The organism is Enterococcus sp. DIV1767, from assembly GCF_050542585.1.
GTDB classification, from domain to species: Bacteria; Bacillota; Bacilli; order Lactobacillales; family Enterococcaceae; genus Enterococcus_D; species Enterococcus_D innesii.
This window is the reverse complement of record NZ_CP172936.1, coordinates 3,270,605-3,293,385: the sequence shown is the minus strand read 5'-3', so window position 1 is coordinate 3,293,385 and position 22,781 is coordinate 3,270,605. Positions and strand designations below refer to the sequence as shown.

Below are 22,781 nucleotides of genomic sequence, written 5' to 3'. Positions count from 1 at the left end.
GGATGAAAAGATAGCGAAAGGTTTCTTTTCGAATCTCGGGTATGGAAAGCTCAACGAAGTTTGCTTTGTTGGGCTTCTTTACTTGCTATTTATTTTCTTTGCATTAAAGTAAGAGGAGATGTTCATTCTGTTATACTTACAATTGAAAAAACTTCATTCAAAGATCAATGATTTTTGAATGTGTTGATAGAAGAAAAGTGTCTAAAATGAACGTTATTATAAAAACTATCAAGCGATTGAGGAACCTACTATGCAAAAAAAATTTTATAAAGTTGTCTCTGTCTCGAATAACAGTCGTCTGTTTGCGATTTTAATGGCTTTTTCAGGCGGGGCATTAGATGTCTATTCTCACAATTACTTTCATGGATTAGTTGCTACCCAGACGGGGAACATTATTTTGATGGCTTCGAATTTATCCCAATATAATTGGCAGCAAATGCTGCCTAAGATCGTATCGATCGTTTTGTTTACGGTAGGATTTTTATTAGGTATTCTTCTAAAGCGCAGCAATTTCAGTCATTATTGGCGCAGTTACACCATGCTACCTGTTATTTTATCGAGCTTGATCATTCCATTGTTGTCTCAAAACTTGCACCTTTTTAAAATTGGTCTGCTTGCTTTTGGCAGTGGCTTGCTGATGCTGACGTTTACTGGAACGCAAATCGAAGGAAATCCTTATACGATCATGATGACCTCAGGCAATTATCGGAAAATGCTAAATGAATGGTATCTGTATCTGACCTCACGAAATAAAACGTCGCTTCAAAAACGCAATGCCCATAACTATACGATCGTCGTGCTCTCATTTGTCATTGGTGCTTGTTTACTAGCCTTTGTCAGTCTTATTTTGAAAAAATATTCAATTTGGATCGTAACCTTCACGTTTCTGCTGGCACTTTTTATTGAAATCCATCAAGCGAAAAAGACGATTCGATAGTCAAATAAAACCGTCAGAGGGACTCCTTCTGGCGGTTTTTCTTATAAGCTGAAAGAGGAATATTTTTTAGAATGTCCTCACAGCTCCGCAATCTTCCGTACGGTATTGATGGTTCGAATCGTAATCTGTTTGCCGACGCTGGTGCTGGCTGTTTTTTTCCACCAATTGGTTTTTTGATAGTCTTTGCGGAGGTAAGACCAGAAGACGACGTCTTTGTAAGGGAAAACCTGTTCAAGCTCGGCATTCGGAGCCCCGAGTTTTTCAGATAACTCCTCGTAGGTCAGCGAAGGCATCAAAAAGATCAGGTTGTCATAGATGGTTTTATCTTCCGTCCCTGACCAGTCGGGCATATGGGTCAATCGTTCCTGCAGCTCTGATTGGCGAATGATATAAATAGCGATATCAAAGGAAAAGTCGCGTTTGACCATTGCTTTAATCGTTTCGGCAAGGGCTTGTGGATCATCCCCTTCACTGGAAAAAATCACATTGCCGCTATTCAAATAAGTGACCACATTGCTAAACCCCAATTCTTCAAAACCGGCTTTCAATTCTTTCATAGAAATTTTGTTCTTTCCACCGACATTGATGCCTCTTAATAAAGCGATGTATCGTTGCATGGATAACTCCTCCTTTAAACCCCTTCTTTTAGCTGATTATAGAATGGATGAAGCGGAAGTACAATCCTGGCTTCTCAGCTGTCCACAATACGTGAGCGAGAAACGACGAATGAAAGCTTGTTGGTGGAGTGGCTATGGCGCATGTATTTTTGCGCTGCTGATTAGTAAAAACAAAGAAACAGCCTGGAAATGATAACAACCCTCACAAATTTGCTCAAGCAAGCGAATTTGTGAGGGTCACTTTCAGTCGTTTTCTCTGTTTCTGGCTTCGTTGTTAATCCACCGCAATCTTCACAGACACGGTCTGTACGGGGACGTCATAAAAGGGATCTTCTCGTCGGCCTAAAAAGTCTTGGGCTTGCTGAGGGAAGAGGGCGTACATCAGCACGTCTTCTTCGCTTTTGGCATACTCAGCGATTTCTTCCTTGAAGGCTGGCAGTTGCGGTGCCAGTAAATCAGCTGGTCTGACGGTGATCACTTCGGCATCTCCGATGATTGTTTCTTTGATTTCGTCGCTGATGGGTGCTGGCGATTGTCCGTAAAGTCCTTTGACGTAATCTTTGATCTCACTTGGGACAAGTTTGTAACGTTCTCCTGAAATCACATTCATCAAGGCTTGAGTGCCGACCATTTGCGACAATGGGGTCACTAGTGGCGGATAGCCCAAGTCCGCTCTGACTTTTGGTACTTCTGCTAGAACTTCTTCATACTTGTCTTGCAATCCTTGTTCCGTCAATTGGCTGAGTAGGTTCGACAACATGCCACCAGGTACTTGATAGATCAAGGTTTTAGGTTCGATATCTTTGACTTTCGGGTTCAGTAGTCCTTCTTCGCGGAAACGATCACGAACGGGATTGAAGTGTTCCGCGATCTCAGCGACTTTCTGCAGATCAAGTCCTGTAGCAAAGCCGCAATCTTCTAAGGCGATTGCCACAGATTCGGTTGCTGGCTGACTGGTGCCGCCAGCAAAGGAGGAGATGGCGGTATCAATGATGTCTGCACCGGCTTCCGCAACTTTCAAGTAAGTCATCTCAGCGATGCCGCTGGTGGCATGGGTATGGACTTCTAGCGGCAGATCGACGGCATCTTTGATTCGGCTGACCAGCTCATAGCCGGTTTGCGGCGTCAAAACGCCGGCCATATCTTTGATACAGATGGAATCGGCGCCGAGATTTGCCATTTTGTTGGCAAGGTCAACGAAGTAATCCACGGTATGGATTTGGCTAGTAGTATAAGAGATTGCCGTTTGACAGTGTCCACCGGCTGCTTTTGTGGCGCGGATGGCGGTTTCTAAATTGCGGACATCATTTAAGGCGTCAAACAAACGAAGAATATCGATGCCGTTTTCGACTGATTTGGTCACAAAGTCAGCAACGACGTCATCGGCATAGTTTTTGTAACCTAAGAGATTTTGTCCCCGTAAGAGCATTTGCAGTTTGGTCTTTTTCACTTCTTTGCGGATCGCCCGCAATCTTTCCCATGGGTCTTCATTTAAAAAACGCAGACAAGCATCGAAGGTCGCGCCACCCCACATTTCAAGGGCATGATAGCCTGCTTGATCCATGGTTTTTAAAATTGGCAGCATATCGCTGGTAGGCATTCGCGTGGCGATCAGACTTTGTTGGCCGTCCCGCAAGACGGTTTCGGTAAATTGGATTTTTTTCATTCTTTCACTCTTTCCTGAATGATTTTACGGATCTGCTGCTGCATATCTGCTACGCTATGAGTTCTAGAACGGCCACAAACTTTGGCATCTTGTTCACAGACGTAGCAGCTTCTTGCCGGCAGTCCGATTTCGGTGCGGCTGATAGGTAAAAGCTGGTCTTGGTTTTTGGCTAAGACATCCAGATCCACCAATCGACCATAAGGATGATGGGTCTCAATCTGAACCATCATTCGTTTTAGTTCATAAGGATCTGTGGGCAGTACGAGATAATATTCCGGTCCAGTTTCCAAACTACGGTAGAGGTTTGCCAGTGGAATCAGTTCCTTGACGGCCTCTTCGATTTCCGTAATGAGTTCTTCAAAAACAGCGGTCAATGGGGCAGAATTTTTCACTGGACCGGGAATATTCATGGTGGCAACAAGCAATGCCGCTTTTTCATCCGCAGCGAGAAGCTCCCGTTGAAGGGAGCTTCTATTTTCTCGTGCCTGCAGCATGTCGGTTAGCGTCACAGGGTTTCCTGAAAATAGGGCATCAGACATTTTTGACCACATCAATGATCGTGCCATCGCGGTATTCGATCAAAGCGACGGTTTTTTCCCCGTACTTGATTGGTTCGGGTTGACCGACAATGCTGTAGGCTTTTTCTTTTAGCTCTTCAATGGTGTATTGGGGAATATCCAATGCTTCAAAATGGCTGATCAGGTCTTCGCGAGCAGGGTTGATGGCGATCCCGATTTCCGTAACGACGACATCAATACTGGCGCCTGGCGTGACGATCGTGTTGACGGTATCGACGATCGTTGGGATCCGTCCCCGCACAAGAGGAGCGATCACTAAGCTCATTTTGCACGCCATACTGGTATCTGAGTGGCCGCCAGAGGCACCGCGGATCACACCGTCAGAACCGGTGATGACATTGATGTTGAAATCCGTGTCGACTTCCAGTGCGGAAAGAATGGCGGTATCCAATTGATTGATAAACGCCCCTTTGCTTAACGGTGAGGCATACATATTGGCATCGATCTCGTAATGATTGGTGTTTTTCCCTAGCGATTGCGCGGAAGGATGATCAAAGTCTTGGACATCGATCAGTTTTTCCACTAATCCTTCTTCTAACAGTTCCACCATGGCATTGGTAATGCCGCCGAGGGCAAAGCTGGCTTTGATCTCATCTTTGATCATTGCTTCGCGTAAAAAACGAGAAACGGCTAATGCGGCACCGCCTGTTCCGGTTTGGAAGGAGAAGCCTTGTTGGTAGTAAGGCGAGCTGGTGATGACCTTGGCTGCATACTCAGCAATCAGTAATTCCTTTGGATTTTTGGTAAAGCGGGTCGCACCTTTTGCGATCCCTGCAGGATCACCGATGGCGTCGACTTCCACGACATAATCGACATCCGTTTGGGGAATGCTGATTGGGGTATTTGGAAACGGCACAAGGGTGTCGGTGATGATCACGACTTGGTCGGCGTATTTTGCATCGACCATCGCATAGCCCAATGAGCCGCAGGTTGCTTTTCCGACGGTACCATTGGCATTGCCATACGCATCTGAGCTAGGCGCCCCTAAGAAGGCGACATCGATGTGGATATCGCCGGCGGCAATCGCACGAGCCCGACCGCCATGAGAACGGATAATGACTGGAGCATCCATAATGCCTTCGGAGATTGCGGCACCGACTTTGTCCCGCAGTCCGCTGGAGGTGATATTGGTCACGACGCCAGATTTGATATGTCCGATCAATGGTTCATGGACATTCGCGATGGAACTAGGGGCAATCGCAAGATTCTTGATACCCATTTTTGCGATCTCGTCCAAAACGAGATTCATGATAAAATCCCCTTCGCGAAAATGATGGTGGAAGGAGATCGTCATGCCGTCCGTTAACCCTGTTTTTTCAATGGCTTCACGAATACTGCCCAAGACCTTGCTTTTGCCTGGCAGGACTGGCTCGATCTTGCGACTCGCTTCTTTGTAGGCATGGATATTGGCTGTTTCATTTTCAAAGACCCCGTATTGGGTGGCATAGCATTCAGGGATGTCTTTTCCTGCTTTGTTTAACACCATAATTACACTTCCTCCTCGGTAATCAATTTCGCTGCTTTGGCAAGGGCGATCACGCGTTCCGCTCGCTCAACGATTGGTTTATCGACCATTTTGCCATTCAAGGAGATCACACCAGATCCTTTGCTTTCGGCTTCGCGAATGGCCCAGATCACTTCTTTGGCCTGCTGGATCTCGGCTTTTGAAGGCGCATAGATCCCATTGACTAGGGGAATCTGCCGGGGATTGATCACTGATTTTCCGTCAAAACCAAGCTGTTTGATGCGGGTCGTTTCAGCGATAAAGCCATCTGTGTCATTGATATCAGAAAAGACGGTATCGATGGCGGCGATTCCCGCAGCTCTAGCTGCATGCAAGATCATACTGCGGGCAAACAACAATTCTTGCCCATCTGGGTAGCGACGAGTCTTCATATTGGTGACATAATCTTCTGCCCCTAAAGCGATCCCGATCAAGCGCTCGGAAGCTGTGGCGATGTCTCGGGCATTTAAAACGCCTTCGGCAGACTCGATGGCAGCCATCATTTTGGTGGTTCCTACCGGTAGATCATTGTCTTTTTCCACTTGTGTAATCACAGCGGCAACGTCAATGATGTCTTGGGCGGTTTCGGTTTTCGGTAGACGAATGACGTTGACCCCCGCTAGGACCATCGCTTCGATATCAAGGGCACCCACCGTGTCGAGGCCGTTGATGCGTACGACGGTTTCGATGGCAGAATAGTCAAAGGTTTTTAAGGCAAAATGCACCAGTGTCCGAGCGGAGTCTTTTTCATTCAAGGAGACCGCATCTTCTAAATCAAACATAACGGAATCGGCGCCATACAATGGTGCATCCCGTAGCATGGCAGCATTGGCTCCTGGTACAAACATCATCGTTCTTCTTAAACGTTCCATGTGTCGATCTCCTTCCAAGCATACTGTTCTTGTTCGGCGGCCCGATGAACGGCGGTCAGAGTTCGGGCTTTGATGGTACAGTCCAATGCGCCTTTATCGGTGGCAGTGATTTTGGCCTGTGTCACGCCTAGATGGTTCAGCGTCTCAAGGATGACGGCGCGAATTTGTTTGCCGAATTGTTTTTCGACACTGCTATCGAGGGTCAGCTCGATGGTTTGGGTTGTGGTAGGCTCGATCGCGATCAAGATATCACTGGATTCAACAGAGCCAGCAACCGCACTTTTTTTGATTTCCACTTATTATCACCTCTAAATATAGTTATGCTGCATTAAAAATGTGAACGTTGTTTCTGGCAAAAATTGCTGCAAGGAAAGTAAATCTTTTTCTGCAATCGCTTTCCGAACGTTTGTAGCCGAAACGGTTGATTGGTTGATCTTCAGACGGTCGATCACGATCAGTTCAAGCTCGGGAGAAAAAACGGCAGCCATTGCCTCATTGTAGAGTTGGGTCACGGGTGAGTAAGGCTCTGAGCCTACAAAACGCGTGGTGATCGCCAACAGCGGGGCAATTTTTTCTTTGAAGAGGGTCGCATCAAAGGCGGCTTGTTTTTTGGCGATCGCCTCAGGTGCTTGCTCTTTCAAGAAATAACTGGGAAAAACTGCCGAAGAGACGAGATAGTTGTTGGTCGGCAGCACCGTTACATTTGGCAGATGAGCCACACCATCCGTCACCATCTGCAGCCGTTCGCTGGCAGAAAATTGCGAGCGGTCTTCTGATAAAACGAACACATAAACCTGTTCTTTTTGACTCGCAGCCGTTTCGACTAAGTACAAATGTCCTTTAGTAAAAGGATTAGCGTTCATGACGATCGCGCCGTTGTTTTGTCCAATTCGCTGCCGTTGCAGCTGTTGGGCATAGCTTTCAAAAGAAGGAACGCCTTGTTCCATGAACAAGATGTCTTGTGCTGCCAGCACTTCACGAAACCCGAGTGATTCAAAAAACAGGCGGTTTTTCGGTGCTGTATAGACGAAGGACTTGCTGAAGCCTTCGTCTTTGATATGATCGCTAAGGTGTGAAATCAATTGCGTCAACAGCTGTTCGGAGCGTCTTTTTTCACAGACCACTACATACTTGATGATATTGGCATAGCAAGAAGCAGTAGCAATCAAGGTTTGCTGATCAAAAATGCCCACGGTATAGGCTACTTCTTCACCGACGGCTAAGCCAGCATGAGTGATCAATTTTTGCCATTGCAAAAAGACTTCCGGATCTTTTTGCAGCCAGATTCTTTTTAAGGTATACATACAATGCCTTCTTTATTTTTTTACTGGAAAGAGCTTCGACAAAAGCAAGGATGCGAAGTAGATGATCAGGATCACGACAAAGACGCCGCCCCAACCGAATAACAACAATTCAAATGAAGTCAGTAAATCTTGACTCATAGTTTTCCTCTCCTTTCTAGTAACCTAAGCAATCAGTGCCAGCAGTAAGCCACCGGCGATGACCGAAGCAATCTGTCCTGAAACGTTGGCACCGGCTGCATGCATCAAGATAAAGTTTTGCGGATCTTCATCTGTCGCCATTTTTTGGATGACCCGACTAGACATTGGAAACGCAGAGATACCAGCTGCACCGATCATTGGGTTGATTTTTTCTTTACGGAACAAGTTCAGCACTTTCGCAAACAACACGCCGCCGACCGAGTCCATAATAAAGGCAACCAGCCCTAAACCAATAACCATCAATGTGTCGACTTGTAAAAATTCTTCATATTGCATTTTCACAGAAATTGATAAACCTAGGAGGATACTGATGATATTCACCAGTTCGTTTTGAGCGGTGATGGACAAACGATCCAAGACACCACATTCCCGCAAGAGATTTCCGAACATCAAAAATCCAACCAATGGCAATGAAACAGGCGCAATCAACCCTGCTACGATCGAGATCACGATTGGGAACAAAATTTTTGCCGTTTGCGAAACTTCTCCGGCACGATACGTCATACGGATTTTTCGTTCATGCTTGGTCGTCACTGCTTTGATGGCTACCGGTTGAATGATCGGTACTAGCGCCATGTAAGAGTAAGCTGCCACCATGATCGCACCCATATATTTCGAGTTCAGCGTATTTGCGACAAAAATCGACGTTGGTCCGTCAGCGGCACCGATGATCCCGATGGAAGCCGCGTCGTTTAAATCAAAGCCAAGCAGCACGGCAACGATGATCGTAAAGAAGATCCCGAATTGTGCAGCAGCGCCAAACAACAGAAGAAATGGATTTTGCAGCAATGGACCGAAGTCGATCATCGCACCAATCCCGATAAACAAAAGCAAAGGGAATAATTCAGTTGAGATCCCCATATCAAACAATACTTGGAACGGGCCAGCTTCTCCACCAGCACTTAACACACCTGAGTTCGGGAAGTTCACTAACAACGTGCCCAATCCCATAGGGACTAACAAGGTTGGTTCATATTCTTTCTTGATCCCCAAATACATCAATAGACCACCGATGAACATCATAACGATCCGTCCCGGCTCTGATCCTAACCCGACTACACCTTCAATTAACGTTTCCACTACGTCACTTCCTTTTCAATAAATTAGCCGATCGTAATCAGCAGTTCTCCTGGGTTGACCATATCGCCCGCATTGACTGCAATGGCAACCACGGTTCCGGCTTTTGGTGCCACGATCTCATTTTCCATCTTCATGGCTTCTAAAATCATCAATGACTGATTTTCTTGTACAGTATCACCTACATTGACCAAGAGACGTAAAATCGTTCCCGGCATCGGAGAATGAATCGGCTCGCCGTCAGCAGGGAGCGTAGCTGGCGCTGGCTGTGGTGCGGCTTCTGGTTCTGGTGTGCTGACTGGCTCTGGTTGAGTAGGTACCGCTGCGGGAGCCGGTGTTGGCACTGCTGGGGCAGGAGCGGTAGTTTGCGGCGCACCGATTTCTTCCATTTCGACAAGGTATTCTTGCCCATCGATTGCTATTTTAAATTTACGTAACATGTTTTTCCCTCACTTGTTTTCATTTTTTTTGGCTATTTTTTTGATTGTGAACTGAGAATCAGGCAGCTCTCCGGCGGCAATACTGGCGGCTATCAGGGTGACTCGCATAAATTCAGGATTGCGTTTCTCAATTCTACGAATGACAAACTGACTTTCAGGGGAACACTCGGCACCTAGTGCGGCGGCTATCAGACTGACTAGTGGATAATCTTCTGCTGGCGCCGGCTGATAGCTCGACATTTCTTGCCAAACAGATGCGGGTGGATCCGCTATCATTTCCCTTGGCTTCAGAGGAGGACTGACAGGCGCATCTGGTTCATCATGCGTTTTTTTGAACAATCTTTTAATAAGATTCATGGGCTTCTCCTTTCTCAATGATTCGTTCTCTTTCATTATAGAAACTCCTGTTCAATCAGCGAGAATTATTTCAGCTCAAAATTGTTTTTTCAGTGTTCCTTTTTTGAGAAAAGAGCGAAAAACCGAGATAAACGTTGTTTTATCAAGGTTTTTCTTGCGTTAATATTCTGTTAAGAACTTTTTAAACGAAAAATAAGATTTGAAAAGAGAAATTGTTTTTTTGCTGTTCTTTTTGTAAACGGGTCTTTTTTTCTAATTCTTGATTGTTTATTCTTAGACGTGTAAAGCATTCAATAACATTATTTCCTTTAAGAAAAGAAAAATTTTCACAAACTAGTGGCGCTTGTCACTAATAAATTACGGGCCTGTAATTTTTTTAAAATGTTTTTTGATAACGCTTACACATTTCGATGCATGAAAGGAAGAAGAAAATGTTCTTAACAATTTTGTCCTATGCCATGATTATTGTCTTCATGTTTGTCATCATGAAGAAAAAAATGTCACCCTTTACATCCTTAGTAATTATCCCATTACTATTTACCCTCGTTGCGATGGTTGCCGGTGTTTCCGAAAAAGGCAACATCGGAGATTTTGTTCTTGAGGGAATCTCCACTACAGCCAACACAGGGATCATGTTGCTGTTTGCGATTTTGTACTTTTCCATTATGTTGGATGCCGGTTTATTTGATCCAATCACGAAAAAAATGATTTATTTTGCCAAAGGCGATCCGATGAAAGTCTTGATGGCAACGGCAATCGTTGCCGCTGCAGTCTCTTTGAACGGTGATGGAACGACCACTACCTTGATCTGCTGTTCTGCGTTTATTCCCATCTACAAGAAGCTGAATATGAAAATGATGAACCTTGGTGTCTTGATCATTTTGCAAAACACCATCATGAACTTATTGCCATGGGGCGGACCGACTGCTCGGGCAATGGCGGTGTTGGAAGTTGATGCGGATATTCTTTCTTATTTGTTGCCAGGAATGATTTTGTCTCTGTTATATGTGATTTTCTTCGTAGCTCGCAGAATGGGGATCCAAGAACGGAAACGTTTAGGGGTTACGGAACTGACGAACGATGAGATTTTAGAAATGACGACTGTGACTGATCCTGATACATTAGCGATCCGTCGTCCGAAAAACTTTGTCTTCAATGGTATCTTAACGATCGTCTTGATTGGCTGGTTAGTAGCAAGCTCCTTTATTTCTAGTATCGCTTTACCACCAATCTTGTTATTCCTTGTAGGTACTTGTATCGCATTGATGGTCAACTACCCAATTTTGAAAGACCAATCGTCACGGATCGGTGCCAACGGCGGCGACGCTGTACAAGTCGTAATTTTAGTTTTTGCAGCGGGCGTCTTCATGGGCTTGTTCCAAGGCTCCGGGATGGCTACTGCCTTAGCGAATAGTTTCACGCAAATTATTCCTAAACAATTGGCCGGTTTCTGGGGGTTAGTTATCGCCCTGATTTCCGCACCAGGAACCTTCTTTATTTCCAATGACGGTTTTTACTTTGGGGTCCTGCCGGTCTTAGCAGAAGCAGGTCGCTCGTATGGCTTCACCAATATGCAGATGGCCTTGGCGTCCTTAATGGGCCAAGCATTCCACTTGTTAAGTCCATTGGTTGCCTTCATCTACTTGCTATTGCGCTTGACGGGCTTAGATATGGGGCAATGGCAAAAAGAAGCGGCGAAATACGCACTGGGAATTTTCGTGATCTTCGTCGTTACGATCGTACTATTAGGTCATATGCCGTTTTATATTCCACAGTAATTTCATAAAGAAACTATCGAGCAGGCTGCCATTTTGCTCGGTAGTTTTCCTTGTTTATCGATATATCTATTTTTTCCCAAAAATCTCATTTGTTTTTAGTATGATAGGAGTAAATCATGAATCCAATTATTGATGCAGTAAATAAAAATCTGGATCTGACCAAAAATAAACCATTAAAAGATTTGATCTATGAAGCGTTCAAAAAAACCATCATTTTAGGAGACATTCCCGCAGGCTCTCGCATCAATGAGAAAGAATTTTCCGATACGCTAAATATCAGCCGAACCCCGATTCGTTACGCCATGACTCAGCTCGTGGCTGAAAAACTGGTGGAGCATGTGCCAAAAATCGGCATCGTTGTAAAAGGGATCAGTATCAAGGATGCCTATGAGATTTATGATATCCGCAAATCACTGGATACGTTGGCGACTATCAAAGCAATGGCCTTGATGAGTGAGGAAGATTTCCGGGAGATGCGCTGCTTGTTAGAACATGGCGAACAGCTGAATCGTGAGGATGACGTGGATGGGGTCTTGAAAAACTTTTCTGACTTCAATGCGTTTATTTACGAAAAAAGCCAAATGCTACGGTTAAAAAGTATCGTGCTGGATCTGCAAGCGTACCTCGTGTATTTTCGTGATATTGCGATTCGCTCTTCTAGAAGAAGGGATGCGGCATTGGCGGAACATTGGCTGATTTATCGCGGCATGAGAACCAATGACACGGAACAGATCACGTTGTTGACCCATGAACATTTGGATCATTCCCTGCAATTTATTCTTGCTGAAATGGAGCGAAGAAAAATTGACTGATTCCCGTCTTTTTACCGCCAGCAACTATGCAGTCAATGCGCTGCATTATGAGGTAGTGTTAGCTCCCAAGCCTGGTTTAGTAGATCCTTGCTCATCCGGTGCGCATCAGGACATGAATGTGTTTACCTTTATCAATAGTATCACTTGTTTGGCGCCGTTTTTTCAGCGCTATAGCCAAGCCGGTTTTGCCCATACAGGCTCGCTGATCCAGCTGTTTGACCAGTTACGAGGCATCGGTCAAGAAGCAGAAGAAGCGATGCTTCAGGCAACCAAAGGCATCAATACCCACAAGGGGGCGAATTTTTCCTTTGCAGTTTTGTTGGGGGCAACAGGAGTCTATTATCAACAAAATGGCAAGGCGGAGCTGACGGCTGAAGATACCAATCAGATCCTGCAGCTTGCTGCCGATATCTGCCAGCATTTGGTCAAGCAAGACCTGCAGCAAATCACCCACAAAGACCAGTTGTCTTACGGAGAAAAAAATTATTTGACCTATGGCACGATGGGGATTCGTGGAGAAGCTGCAGCTGGGTATCCAACGGTCAAAAAACTGCTGGAGTACTTGCGGCAGCAACCACAAAAAACCTCCGTTTCCTTGTTGCGCGGGTTGGTCTATCTAATGAGTGAAACCGAAGACAGCAACCTCGTCCACCGAGGCGGCTACGAGGCGATGAAGACCGTGCAGCAGGAGATGCAAAAAATTCACCAAGCCAATCTGTCGGATACAGACTTGCTTCGTGAATTAACGACCTATGATCAAGTATTGATTGCACGCCATTTGAGTCCCGGCGGCTCGGCGGATCTTTTAGCCTTGGCCCTTTATTTCTTGCAGCTAGAAGGCGTCTCCTTCTGGTAAAAAGGTATAGCCGATCCCCCAAACGGTTTTCAAAAAACGGGCTTGCTTCGGCTCATCTTCAATTTTGTTTCGCAGATGATTGATAAAAACCATCACGGTATTGGCATCGAATTGGCCATCTTGCCAAACATTACTGTAAATCTGTTCTTTCGAGAACACTTGATCCGGATTTTCCATGAAAAAGCGCATCAGCATGATTTCTTTTGAAGATAACTTGATGGGCTGATCATTTTTGAAAAACTGATAGCGTTTTTGGTCAAAACGAAACATGCCGCTGCACAGATCTCCTTCCGGTTTAGCGATCCCTTTTTCTCGCAGCACGTTGCGGCGATCTAGAATCGAAACGATTTGTGCTTTTAAGAGTGCCGGTGAAAAAGGCTTCGTAATGTAGTGATCAGCGCCGATCTCATAGCCGTTGATCATATCTTTTTCGTCACTTTTACCGCTCAAAAAGACGATCGGCACCGTGGGGTTTTCTTCTCGAATCAGTTGTGCCAAATGATAGCCGTCATTTTCATGCTCCAAACTGATATCCAGTAAAAAAAGATCAAAGCTGACACGAGAATTGATCGCAATCGTTTTTTCAACGGAATCAGTCTGGTAGATCAAAATGCCCGTCGACTGTAAAGATTTCCAAATCAGCCGCCGAATGGCAGGGTCATCATCAACGATTAAAATTTTTTCAGCTCGCAAAATATCCGCCTCCTGTATCAATAGTATTATAGTAAATATGAAAGGGGTTTACAATGAAACCGCCATCAAAGTTTTGGCTGTATTTAAGCGTGGTCGCTACCTTATTCATTACATTGATTGGACTTATTTTTACCTTTACAAGTTATAAAAGCGCACAAAGACAAGCTGAAACCGTCGGGTTGCGGCAGTTGGAAACGGTCAATCAAGCGGCGATCAAGCTGATCAGCCGCAGTATCGAATCGTACCACATGGCTCTTACCAATTATGCCGATGACCACCTCGAAGGCGCCGCCTTGGCTGATTTGCAGCGCCCCTTAACGTTACCAGTGATCAATTCTGCGAACAATGCCATGGTCGGATTGTTTTTGATCGACCAACAAGGTCAGGTCATCGCCCAAAATACCGCAACGGCGGTCAATAAACCAGAAGACCCAACGATGCAGGAACTGTTATTTAAAGATCCATCCTTAGACAAAGTATTGGCGGGACGGCAGGTACAAAATGGGCAAGTCTATTTCGATGGTAAAGAGGCCTATTTAAATGTGTATCAGTCCCTAACCCTTGACGACAAAGAAGCGGTTCTTGTGATGCCTTTGAATCTGCAGCGCATGTATCATCATGAATTTACCACCGATCGCAATGTCTCCGGCTATACGATGGTCAAAAACGCCGATATGCGGATCGTTATGCACCCATCGGACGAACAAATTGGTTTTTCCATCGTTGAGAGCCGTAAAAAAGAATTTCCAGAGCTGGATTTCACCGATCTTGAGCGCTTGGAGCAAGAACAAATCGACAATGAAGCAGGCACCTCCGTCTATTATTCTTATTGGTGGAATGAAGAAACACTGCAAAAAGTACTGAAATTGGCTGCTTATCAATGGATCACCATCGGCGACAGTCGGCTGATCGTCGCTAGCAATGCCGATTTTTTGGAGCAAAGCGGTCTCTTTTTACAAGATAACTTGATTTTGATCGGCCTACTGGGTTTGTTGTTTGTCATTATGATTTTATTGACGGTCCTGATCAAAAACTACATGAAACGCAATCAAGCCTATGTCGAAAACCAAGCATTGAAAGAACGACAACGGCTACTAAAAGAAAAGCACGAAATCGAAAAAAACATTTTGCAAGAATCAAAACTGGAAACCATTGGCTTGCTAACGACCTCAATCGTCCATGACCTAAACAACTTTTTGACGCCCATGATTGGTCATCTGCAATTGCTGATCGAGGAAAACCAACACGATGAAGTCTTAGTGGAGGACTTGCAAGAAGTCTGCAAAGCGGCGGAAAAAGGCAAAGAGTTAGCCAGCAATGTGCTGCGTTTTTCGAAACTCGAAAGTGCCGATAAAACTGTGCAGTCGATTGCTACTACCTTGACAGAAGCCATCGATACTATGCGCGCACTGTTGCCAAAAGCCTTTTCCCTTACGTATGATATCCAAGAAGCGGGATATGCCGTCTACGAGAAAATCGATCTGCAAGTGATCATTTACAATTTGTTGATGAATGTGTACCAAGCAAATGCCGATTGCAGCATTCGATTGAGTCGCAGTTCGACAACAACCGCCAACTTTCCGTTTCGTAAGCAAGCATTCCCAGCGCAACAGGAATTTGCTTTGATCGAAATTGCCGACAACGGTCCCGGCATACCAGAAGCGATCCAAGAAAAAATCTTTACCCGCTTCTTCACGACCAAGAGTGCCACTGGCGGTACTGGTCTAGGACTCTTTACTGTCTCTTCAATCGTGGAAAAAAACGACTGGTTGATCGATGTTACGAGTACGCCTAAAGGAACCACCTTTTATATTGGTATTCCTCTAACTGATCCCGAAAAAGCCACTGAAACCAACTGATCCGACGGGGTGGTTTCAGTGGTCTTTTTCTTGGGCATGCTGGAAGGCATTGATTTTTTGCAGGACTAGTAAGACGAGTACCAAAACAAAGATCGCTAAAGCAAAAAATAGGGCATCGTTCGCCATGCCTTGCGTCAATAATAACTCGCGCAAAATCGCAGTGATACTGATCAAAATCAAGTAACGGACGGGAATATGGTGTCCGTCCTTCATATACCGCAGCAACATCAAAATGATTTCTAACAAAATGAATAACGTGGCAATTTCTTCAATCAAAAAGGACAGATGGGGCGCTTCACTTAAAGGAAAGAGCGTCGTGCTGATCATAAAAATCGCTTTTCCCATAAAAATCAAGACGACAACGACTAAGATCGCTAACATGCTATCAATACAGATACTGATCACTCGCTCGAACATCCGGGTCAATTTTTCCATATGCCACTCCATTTCTGCTTTTTCTTTTATTATACAAAAGAAGGTGCAGCACAAAGGGAAAAGAACAGTGAAAGAACAATCGCGGCCATATCTTTTTACTCGCGAGCTTAACGGTCATTCTATGGGCATGTCTTTTGTGATAGCTTTCAATAGCAGAAAGTAGCGAGGAAAATATAGTATCTTTTTCCGATAAAATTAGAAAAAGATGAGAATGGATAGTTAAAATATACACAAATTATTACGAGACACTTAGTTTCTTTTTTTGTTACAATGGTTAAATAAAATAGAGCGCTGTTGAAATGTTGCTTAAACAATGTTTTTATCGCTATCGAATAGAAAAATAGTCCGATCGCAAGATATTTACCATTGTTAATAAAGTAACAAGTTGGGCAGAGTTCACAAGAAAAAAGCTTCTTTTCTCATCATATATGACGGGGATCAGTGAGGAGAAAAGAGCAAGAAAAACGGAGGGAAACAAATGAAAAAAAGTGGATGGTCAAAATGGGTGATTGGGGCAGCCTCATTATTGTTGCTTAGTGCATGTGGTGCCGATGGCGGAACAAAAGCCAGCAGCAGTGCGGCAAGCTCTTCTTCAGAAAGTGAAGTCACTTCAGGTGCTTCCCAACAAGAGTATACCGATCCAGCAGAGTTAAAAGATCAATATGATATCGTCATCGTTGGTGCTGGCGGTGCAGGGATGGCAGCAGCCTTGTCGGCTAAAGATGCTGGAATGAATCCAGTCATTTTAGAAAAAATGCCGATCGCAGGCGGAAATACCTTGAAATCTTCTGGCGGAATGAACGCATCAGAAACCAAATTCCAAGAAGCCCAAGGTATTGAAGATTCCAATGAACAATTTTTTGAAGATACCCTTAAAGGTGGTAAAGGAACCAACGATCAAGAATTGCTGCATTATTTAGTAGACAACTCTGCTTCAGCGATTGATTGGTTGGATTCAATGGGGATCACTTTAGACAATATCAGTTACAGTGGCGGTGCCAGTGTAAAACGAATCCATCGTCCTCATGACGGTTCAGCAGTCGGTACGTATTTGGTGGATGGCCTGTTGAGAAACATTCATGAGCAAGAAATTCCTTTGTTTGTAAATGCTGATGTGACAAAAATCAATGAAACAGACGGCAAAGTCACTGGCGTCAACGTGAAAATCAATGGCGAAGAAAAAGAAATCGCTGGTGATGCAGTGGTTGTTACTACTGGTGGTTTTGGCTCCAACAAAGAACTGATCGAAAAATATCGTCCAGATCTGAAAGGCTATGTCAGCACGACTTCTGAAGGAAGTACAGGCGATGGCATCAAGATGATCGAAGAATTAGGCGGCGCAACGGTTGATATGGATCAAATCCAAGTCCATCCAACAGTGGTTCAAGATACAGGGATGTTGATCAGTGAAACCGTTCGTGGAGAAGGCGCCATTTTGGTGAACCAACAAGGGGAACGTTTCTACAATGAATTAGAAACCCGCGACAATGTTTCAGCTGCTATTACGGATCTGCCAGAAAGCTATGCCTACTTGATTTTTGATAATGCGTTAGCAGGTAGAGCCAAACAAGTCGATTACTACAAAGAACAAGGTGTAGTGGTAGAAGCTGACACCATCGAAGCGTTAGCTGAAAAAATTGATGTTGATCCAGCAACCTTGAAGAAAACTTTAGATACATGGAACCAAGCAGTGGCAGACAAATCCGACAAAGATTTCGGTCGTGAAACGGCGATGGACTATGATTTGACGGAAGGACCATTCTATGCGATTCAAATCGCACCTGGGATCCACCATACAATGGGCGGCGTCAAGATCAATACGAAGACCCAAGTGTTGAAAGAAGATGGCACACCAATCACTGGCTTGTATGCAGCAGGTGAAGTGACCGGCGGTATCCACGGACAAAATCGAATCGGCGGCAATGCTGTAGCCGACATTATGGTCTTTGGTCGCCAAGCAGGCGCGCAATCCTCTGACTATGTGAAAGAAAACGGGAAATAAGCGGCTGTTTTTTCCTGAAAAAGATCGTCTATAAAGAAAGAAACTTGGAACGAATCCTCTTAAGTGATTAGGAGAATCGTTTCAAGTTTTTTTGTATTTCTCACTGAAAGGACGGAAAACTAGTCATTATAATCTTATAATGATTAGGTCATTTATTATACATATATAAATAAACTATTTTTAAATGGAGGGTTTGCTTTTCACTGAATCGGAATCAATGAATAAACGGATAAGTTTGGTTTATTCGATGATAAAAAATTTTAGGAGGCAGAGTATGAAAAACGCATTGGTAAAATGGTCGGTCGGGGTGGCAATCTTACTTGGAGGGACCTTGTTCTTCACGGGGAAACAAGTATTTGCTCATGGTTATGTGGAATCACCTGTCAGTCGGGGCTATCAAGGGTCTTTGGATCGCAATACGTTAGGGTGGAGCGCTGCATTTGAGAAATATGGCAATGTCATTTCAAACCCACAATCATTGGAAACTAAAAAAGGCTTTCCAGAAGCAGGACCAGTAGATGGTCGCATCGCTTCGGCAGATGGTGGACTTGGACAAATCGGGGACTTTGTTCTTGATGAACAAGGAACCAATCGTTGGACCAAACAAGACATCAATCAAGGTCCATTGCGGGTCAACTGGCATTATACAGCGCCTCACAAGACCACAAAATGGCATTACTATATCACGAAACCAGGGTGGGATCAAAACGCGCCACTTTCAAGAGATAGCTTGGAATTGATCGCTACTGTGAATCACGATGGATCGGCTGCCAGCAATAGCCCAAGCCATACCATTACCATTCCAGAAAATCGTCTTGGTTACCATGTCATTTTAGCGGTCTGGGATGTTGCCGATACGCCAAATGCCTTTTATAACGTGATCGACGTCAACGTTTCCGGTTCAACAGTCATTCCCGAAAAACCAGCAGCACCAGCAAATGTCCGCTCAGAACGAGTGACTAGCAGCACGGTGGCTTTAGCATGGAACGGTCAAACCGATGCGAAAGAATACAACGTGTATCGTGATGGTGCCTTAGTGGCAACCACTACTGAGCCAACCTTTACCGACACGCAATTAAAAGCCAACACAACCTATAGCTATCAAGTAGAAGCTGTCGGCTTTACGGCGTTAGTTTCAGAAAAAAGTGCTGCAGTGAAAGTGACTACCGCAGCAGACAATCAAGTCGAAACCCCTTCGACACCAGGCAACCTACACCAAATGAGCGTGACAGACAGCAGCGTGTCCTTAATGTGGCAAGCATCCACTCATACAAATGGTATCGCTGGATATGATGTTTACCGCAATGGCGTCAAAATCGCTACAGCCACAGGAACAACCTATGAAGACACGAATCTAGCAGCGGATACAACCTACAATTACCAAATCAAAGCAATCAGCAAAACGGGCGAACAATCCGCTTTCAGTAACCAGCTGAGCGTGAAAACCAATGCCAAAGAAGAAACGGAAACACCTGGAGGCGGGGAGTCAGAATACCGTGTGTGGAAACTAGGTACATTCTCTGCACCAGAAGTGTATACAAGTGGTGAAATCGTGAGCCATAAAGGCAGCAATTATGTCGTGATTAACACCCACTCAAATTACGGGGACGCCACTTGGTCTCCTGATCAAGCCCCAACCTTGTTTCAGAAGCTGTAATCCTTGAATGAATCAGTAAAGCAAGAGCAGTGCAGAGGCACTGCTCTTGTTGACACTTTTATGAGGACATGGTTGAACCTTTGTTTGATTCGTGCAACGAATTGGACGAATTCGCTTGATGAATGCAAAAAAGTGCTGCTATGCGTCATGCGTAGCAGCACTTTTTTTTTGTTTTAGATCAAGAATAGAAGAAACGGATCAAAATCCCGCCTAAAATTAGCACAATCGCACCGCATAAACGGTTGGCCATTTGGGCAAAAGCAATCATTTCCATTCTATCAGAGGCAGACAATACAGCGATATTACCTGTTCCCCCCATCGAGTTGTTGATCATACCGGCGCCAATTGCGGTTTCAACGGGATACATCCCCAATACCATCCCGAAGAACCAGCTGGCAGCCCCCATAGATACGACACTGGTTAGGCAAAGCACGACAAATTGCCAAGTAAAGGCAGAGGCCAATGTTGACAGATCGATCAATGCCAAACCAATCCCCGCCAAGACCGCATGGGTCAAATTCGTCATCACAACATTGTTGAACATCACCACAGAATCTTCGAGTTTCTTAGGGACAATGTTCAAGGCTTTTAGAATAAAGACAATCACGATCATAAAGGCATACTCGTGAATTTTAGGGAAAAAGTCGCTTAAAATCGCACCAACGACCAACAGTGAGAAGGAAAACAGCATCCCGACCCCGATTTGTTGGGCATCAAGTGTTATTTTTGGTTTTTCTAATTCTTCTTTCGTGGCATTGATCAGGGTGCCATGGCCATTGTATTTGGTTTTAGCAAAGGCCTTAGCGATAAATAAAGCACCAATAATGGCAAGAATATTCCCGAAAGTAACTGCTGGCGCTAATTGAGAAAAGATGGCGGCTTGATTGCCGTTTGCCAAGCCATCGGCATAAATTTGTGAAAGTGGGGTGATTCCCGCACCCATCCCGCCAGACATCATTGGTAGAGATACGTACATCACCGAATCAGCAAAGCCATTGCCTAGCAGCATACCGACAAGGCCGACGGAGAAAAAGCCTACTACCATGGTGATCAAAGCAACAGGAATGAATTTCGTAGAAGCTTTCACCAACAAATTGCGGTTCATACCTAAAATCGAGCCGCAAATCAAAGCGGCAATATAGAAATCAAGAAAACCAAAACCGCCCCCCATGAAGTCACTGACCGCGTCAATGACTTTCGTGGGAACGAGATGGAAGGAGGCTAAAAGGGTGGCACCAAGCAGGGTAAAAACTGACCCACCGCCAAGATAAGAATTCATGATTGGGAGTTTTTCCCCAATGAAATACAGCAGGTGTCCTAAGGCAACCAGTAAAATGGTGATCCCAACCATATTTAATGGCAACTTGTCTAAGGCAATCGCACTGAATATGACAACCATGAAAAAGAGATACAAGGGAAGACTAATTCCCGAAATCGTCATCGTTTTTAATTTATTCATTTTTCAGACCTTCCTAGTATGTTGGATACCATTTAAGATTTTGGACAGCTTTTGCCATATCGGTTTCTTGCGCTTGGGCTAGTCCTTGTTCTTGGGCTTTATTGGCAACTGCTTCAGCCACTTTGATAGAAACGTCCGCAACGTATTCAAATGGTGGGAGAACAGGTGCACCGGGTTGGCTCAAATCAACCAAACCACTTAATGAGTGAGCAGCGGCACCAATCATTTCGTCGGTCAAGAGAGAGGCTTCTGAAGCCAACATACCTAACCCTAGACCAGGATAGATCAAGGCGTTGTTTGCTTGACCGATTTGGTAGTCGACTCCTTTGTATTGGATCGTTCCTGAAGGGACACCGGTTGCCACAAAGGCTTTTCCATCAGACCATTCGATTACTTGTTCAGCCGTTGCTTCTAATTTTTTGGTTGGATTAGAGATAGGGAAAATCACTGGACGAGCAGTGTTTTCACACATCGCTTCCACCACTTCTTTGGTAAAGGCACCCGCATTGGTTGAAGTACCGACCAAAATCGTTGGTTTTGCGACTTTAATGACATTGATCAATTGCGTCATATCGCCAGCATTGGCAAAGTCAGCCCGTTTTTTGGCAAATGGTTTTTGTGCAGGAGTCAAATCGGACATATCATCGAACAAAAGCCCTTGTTTGTCAACCATAAAGAAATGATTGTAGGCTTCTTCTTCTGAAAGACCTTCGCTGACCATTTCCGCATGGACTCGACTGGCAATCCCAGCACCAGCGGAACCACCGCCATAACATAAGTAGACTTGATCCGTTAATTTTTCACCTGTAATATCTAATGCGCCGAAGATACCACCCAGTACAACGATTCCCGTTCCTTGGATGTCATCGTTAAAAGTTGGAATTGTTTGTTTGTATTTGTCCAAAATCGTTGCAGCATTTGAACGGCCAAAGTCTTCCCAATGCAAGTAAAGTTTAGGGAACAATGATTCTGCCGTTTGAACAAATTGATCGATGAATTGGTAGTAAGCGTCACCGTAGACACGTTCTTGACGATTGCCTAGATACAAATGATCCTCTAACAATTCTTTGCGGTTGGTACCGGCATCGATCACGATTGGTAAAACAGAAGCAGGGTCGATCCCAGCAGCTGCTGTATAAATCATCAATTTACCGACAGAAATATCAACACCTTGGACACCCCAGTCACCAATCCCAAGAATTCCTTCAGCGTCAGTGGCTACGATCAAGCGAATGTCCCGATCGCCAGCGGCGTTTTTCAACGTTTCTTCGATGTTTTCTGGATGGTTGATATCTAAATATGCTGCATATTGAGGATCAACGAATAGGCGGCTATAATTTTCAATGGTATCAGCAATCGTTGGATCGTAGACGATCGGATTGAATTCAACGATATGTTGGTTGAACAAATAGTAGAACAATGTCCGATTGGTATTAAAGATCTCCATTAAAAAGTGACGTTTTTCAATGTCTGATTCTTTGGTGACATATTGCAAATAGGCTTGTTCTGCTTGTTCTTCGATCGTTTGCACGTGTGGGGGCAATAAACCGATCAATCCTAGTTCTTTTCGTTCTTCTTGTGTAAACGCGGTTCCTTTGTTTAAAAATGGGTTGTTTAAAATGTCATGTGCTTTCATTATGTTCCTCCAATGGATATATTTTGAGTACTCGTTCATTTCCA

22 protein-coding genes are annotated in these 22,781 nt (G+C 44.6%); 7 read left to right on the top strand and 15 right to left on the bottom strand.

All coding sequences use genetic code 11. The annotated features are described in order from the left end of the window. Nucleotides 1–250: 250 nt before the first annotated feature. Nucleotides 251–937: a YoaK family protein gene (locus IGI78_RS15645; RefSeq protein WP_195266330.1), complete on the top strand. Its 687-nt coding sequence runs from the start codon at nt 251–253 to the stop codon at nt 935–937. Between the two features lie 77 nt (nt 938–1,014). On the opposite strand, the gene IGI78_RS15640 is transcribed toward IGI78_RS15645, so the two are convergent. From IGI78_RS15640 to IGI78_RS15590, 11 genes are all read right to left on the bottom strand, one after another. After that, the gene (locus tag IGI78_RS15640; protein ID WP_195266328.1) at nt 1,015–1,554 is read right to left on the bottom strand and encodes a DUF1697 domain-containing protein; all 540 of its coding nucleotides are present in this window, start codon (nt 1,552–1,554) and stop codon (nt 1,015–1,017) included. 274 nt (nt 1,555–1,828) lie between these two features. Then, nucleotides 1,829–3,220 carry an oxaloacetate decarboxylase subunit alpha gene (locus tag IGI78_RS15635; RefSeq protein ID WP_195266326.1) on the bottom strand — a complete coding sequence of 464 codons (1,392 nt, stop codon included), beginning with the start codon at nt 3,218–3,220 and terminating at the stop codon, nt 1,829–1,831. Beyond that, entirely contained in the window at nt 3,217–3,771 is a 555-nt protein-coding gene (gene citX / locus IGI78_RS15630) for a citrate lyase holo-[acyl-carrier protein] synthase (protein ID WP_077454176.1), read from the bottom strand. The genes IGI78_RS15635 and citX overlap by 4 nt, the downstream gene beginning before the upstream one ends. Next, complete coding sequence (citF, locus tag IGI78_RS15625; protein ID WP_077454177.1) at nt 3,752–5,284, bottom strand: citrate lyase subunit alpha; 1,533 nt, start codon at nt 5,282–5,284, stop codon at nt 3,752–3,754. The genes citX and citF overlap by 20 nt, the downstream gene beginning before the upstream one ends. Nucleotides 5,285–5,286: 2 nt before the next feature. After that, a complete protein-coding gene (gene citE, locus IGI78_RS15620) occupies nt 5,287–6,174 on the bottom strand; it encodes a citrate (pro-3S)-lyase subunit beta (RefSeq protein WP_077454178.1) in 888 nt (295 codons plus the stop codon). Beyond that, nucleotides 6,162–6,470 (bottom strand): citrate lyase acyl carrier protein, encoded by a 309-nt coding sequence (citD, locus tag IGI78_RS15615; protein ID WP_005230465.1) that lies wholly within the window; start codon nt 6,468–6,470, stop codon nt 6,162–6,164. The genes citE and citD overlap by 13 nt, the downstream gene beginning before the upstream one ends. A gap of 12 nt (nt 6,471–6,482) precedes the next feature. Further along, the gene (gene citC, locus IGI78_RS15610; protein ID WP_195266324.1) at nt 6,483–7,478 is read right to left on the bottom strand and encodes a [citrate (pro-3S)-lyase] ligase; all 996 of its coding nucleotides are present in this window, start codon (nt 7,476–7,478) and stop codon (nt 6,483–6,485) included. Nucleotides 7,479–7,490: 12 nt separating this feature from the next. Continuing rightward, entirely contained in the window at nt 7,491–7,616 is a 126-nt protein-coding gene (locus IGI78_RS15605) for an OadG-related small transporter subunit (RefSeq protein ID WP_008381833.1), read from the bottom strand. 24 nt (nt 7,617–7,640) lie between these two features. Beyond that, nucleotides 7,641–8,756, bottom strand: coding sequence for a sodium ion-translocating decarboxylase subunit beta (locus IGI78_RS15600; RefSeq protein WP_081119350.1), 1,116 nt, complete (start codon nt 8,754–8,756; stop codon nt 7,641–7,643). A gap of 23 nt (nt 8,757–8,779) precedes the next feature. Beyond that, on the bottom strand, nt 8,780–9,193 hold the full coding sequence (locus IGI78_RS15595) for an acetyl-CoA carboxylase biotin carboxyl carrier protein subunit (protein ID WP_195266322.1): 414 nt from the start codon (nt 9,191–9,193) through the stop codon (nt 8,780–8,782). Nucleotides 9,194–9,202: 9 nt separating this feature from the next. Continuing rightward, the gene (locus tag IGI78_RS15590; protein WP_430618138.1) at nt 9,203–9,586 is read right to left on the bottom strand and encodes a hypothetical protein; all 384 of its coding nucleotides are present in this window, start codon (nt 9,584–9,586) and stop codon (nt 9,203–9,205) included. Nucleotides 9,587–9,981: 395 nt separating this feature from the next. On the opposite strand from IGI78_RS15590, the gene IGI78_RS15585 reads away from it, so the two are divergent. The 3 genes from IGI78_RS15585 to citG all read left to right on the top strand — a co-directional run bounded on the left by IGI78_RS15585 (nt 9,982) and on the right by citG (nt 12,996). Beyond that, nucleotides 9,982–11,328, top strand: coding sequence for a CitMHS family transporter (locus IGI78_RS15585; protein ID WP_195266318.1), 1,347 nt, complete (start codon nt 9,982–9,984; stop codon nt 11,326–11,328). Nucleotides 11,329–11,444: 116 nt separating this feature from the next. Continuing rightward, nucleotides 11,445–12,140, top strand: coding sequence for a GntR family transcriptional regulator (locus IGI78_RS15580; RefSeq protein ID WP_005233081.1), 696 nt, complete (start codon nt 11,445–11,447; stop codon nt 12,138–12,140). After that, nucleotides 12,133–12,996, top strand: a complete 864-nt coding sequence (gene citG, locus IGI78_RS15575) for a triphosphoribosyl-dephospho-CoA synthase CitG (RefSeq protein ID WP_229045659.1) — start codon at nt 12,133–12,135, stop codon at nt 12,994–12,996. Before IGI78_RS15580 ends, citG begins: the two co-directional genes overlap by 8 nt. Here citG and IGI78_RS15570 read toward each other — a convergent pair. Beyond that, entirely contained in the window at nt 12,973–13,689 is a 717-nt protein-coding gene (locus IGI78_RS15570) for a response regulator transcription factor (protein ID WP_195266316.1), read from the bottom strand. The two genes, citG and IGI78_RS15570, sit on opposite strands and share 24 nt — an antisense overlap. 53 nt (nt 13,690–13,742) lie before the next feature. Here IGI78_RS15570 and IGI78_RS15565 point away from each other — a divergent pair, with 53 nt between their 5' ends. Next, nucleotides 13,743–15,548: a sensor histidine kinase gene (locus IGI78_RS15565; protein ID WP_195266314.1), complete on the top strand. Its 1,806-nt coding sequence runs from the start codon at nt 13,743–13,745 to the stop codon at nt 15,546–15,548. A gap of 15 nt (nt 15,549–15,563) precedes the next feature. On the opposite strand, the gene IGI78_RS15560 is transcribed toward IGI78_RS15565, so the two are convergent. Continuing rightward, nucleotides 15,564–15,983, bottom strand: a complete 420-nt coding sequence (locus tag IGI78_RS15560) for a phosphate-starvation-inducible PsiE family protein (protein WP_008381850.1) — start codon at nt 15,981–15,983, stop codon at nt 15,564–15,566. Between the two features lie 478 nt (nt 15,984–16,461). On the opposite strand from IGI78_RS15560, the gene IGI78_RS15555 reads away from it, so the two are divergent. Together IGI78_RS15555 and IGI78_RS15550 are read left to right on the top strand one after the other, a co-directional pair. Next, a complete protein-coding gene (locus IGI78_RS15555) occupies nt 16,462–17,985 on the top strand; it encodes a flavocytochrome c (protein WP_195266310.1) in 1,524 nt (507 codons plus the stop codon). Nucleotides 17,986–18,259: 274 nt separating this feature from the next. Beyond that, nucleotides 18,260–19,642: a lytic polysaccharide monooxygenase gene (locus tag IGI78_RS15550; protein WP_195266308.1), complete on the top strand. Its 1,383-nt coding sequence runs from the start codon at nt 18,260–18,262 to the stop codon at nt 19,640–19,642. Nucleotides 19,643–19,820: 178 nt separating this feature from the next. Here IGI78_RS15550 and IGI78_RS15545 read toward each other — a convergent pair whose 3' ends face one another. Both IGI78_RS15545 and IGI78_RS15540 read right to left on the bottom strand, forming a co-directional pair. After that, entirely contained in the window at nt 19,821–21,101 is a 1,281-nt protein-coding gene (locus tag IGI78_RS15545) for a 2-hydroxycarboxylate transporter family protein (RefSeq protein ID WP_005230514.1), read from the bottom strand. 13 nt (nt 21,102–21,114) lie between these two features. Next, a complete protein-coding gene (locus IGI78_RS15540) occupies nt 21,115–22,776 on the bottom strand; it encodes a malolactic enzyme (protein WP_288362584.1) in 1,662 nt (553 codons plus the stop codon). Nucleotides 22,777–22,781: the final 5 nt, after the last annotated feature.

Bases quoted from the DNA above. Each gene is read 5' to 3' on its own strand.
- IGI78_RS15645 (WP_195266330.1), top strand. From the start codon at position 251: ATGCAAAAAAAATTTTATAAAGTTGTCTCTGTCTCGAATAACAGTCGT.
- IGI78_RS15640 (WP_195266328.1), bottom strand. From the start codon at position 1,554: ATGCAACGATACATCGCTTTATTAAGAGGCATCAATGTCGGTGGAAAG.
- IGI78_RS15635 (WP_195266326.1), bottom strand. From the start codon at position 3,220: ATGAAAAAAATCCAATTTACCGAAACCGTCTTGCGGGACGGCCAACAA.
- citX (WP_077454176.1), bottom strand. From the start codon at position 3,771: ATGTGGTCAAAAATGTCTGATGCCCTATTTTCAGGAAACCCTGTGACG.
- citF (WP_077454177.1), bottom strand. From the start codon at position 5,284: ATGGTGTTAAACAAAGCAGGAAAAGACATCCCTGAATGCTATGCCACC.
- citE (WP_077454178.1), bottom strand. From the start codon at position 6,174: ATGGAACGTTTAAGAAGAACGATGATGTTTGTACCAGGAGCCAATGCT.
- citC (WP_195266324.1), bottom strand. From the start codon at position 7,478: ATGTATACCTTAAAAAGAATCTGGCTGCAAAAAGATCCGGAAGTCTTT.
- IGI78_RS15605 (WP_008381833.1), bottom strand. From the start codon at position 7,616: ATGAGTCAAGATTTACTGACTTCATTTGAATTGTTGTTATTCGGTTGG.
- IGI78_RS15595 (WP_195266322.1), bottom strand. From the start codon at position 9,193: ATGTTACGTAAATTTAAAATAGCAATCGATGGGCAAGAATACCTTGTC.
- IGI78_RS15590 (WP_430618138.1), bottom strand. From the start codon at position 9,586: ATGAAAGAGAACGAATCATTGAGAAAGGAGAAGCCCATGAATCTTATT.
- IGI78_RS15585 (WP_195266318.1), top strand. From the start codon at position 9,982: ATGTTCTTAACAATTTTGTCCTATGCCATGATTATTGTCTTCATGTTT.
- IGI78_RS15580 (WP_005233081.1), top strand. From the start codon at position 11,445: ATGAATCCAATTATTGATGCAGTAAATAAAAATCTGGATCTGACCAAA.
- IGI78_RS15565 (WP_195266314.1), top strand. From the start codon at position 13,743: ATGAAACCGCCATCAAAGTTTTGGCTGTATTTAAGCGTGGTCGCTACC.
- IGI78_RS15560 (WP_008381850.1), bottom strand. From the start codon at position 15,983: ATGGAAAAATTGACCCGGATGTTCGAGCGAGTGATCAGTATCTGTATT.
- IGI78_RS15555 (WP_195266310.1), top strand. From the start codon at position 16,462: ATGAAAAAAAGTGGATGGTCAAAATGGGTGATTGGGGCAGCCTCATTA.
- IGI78_RS15550 (WP_195266308.1), top strand. From the start codon at position 18,260: ATGAAAAACGCATTGGTAAAATGGTCGGTCGGGGTGGCAATCTTACTT.
- IGI78_RS15545 (WP_005230514.1), bottom strand. From the start codon at position 21,101: ATGAATAAATTAAAAACGATGACGATTTCGGGAATTAGTCTTCCCTTG.
- IGI78_RS15540 (WP_288362584.1), bottom strand. From the start codon at position 22,776: ATGAACGAGTACTCAAAATATATCCATTGGAGGAACATAATGAAAGCA.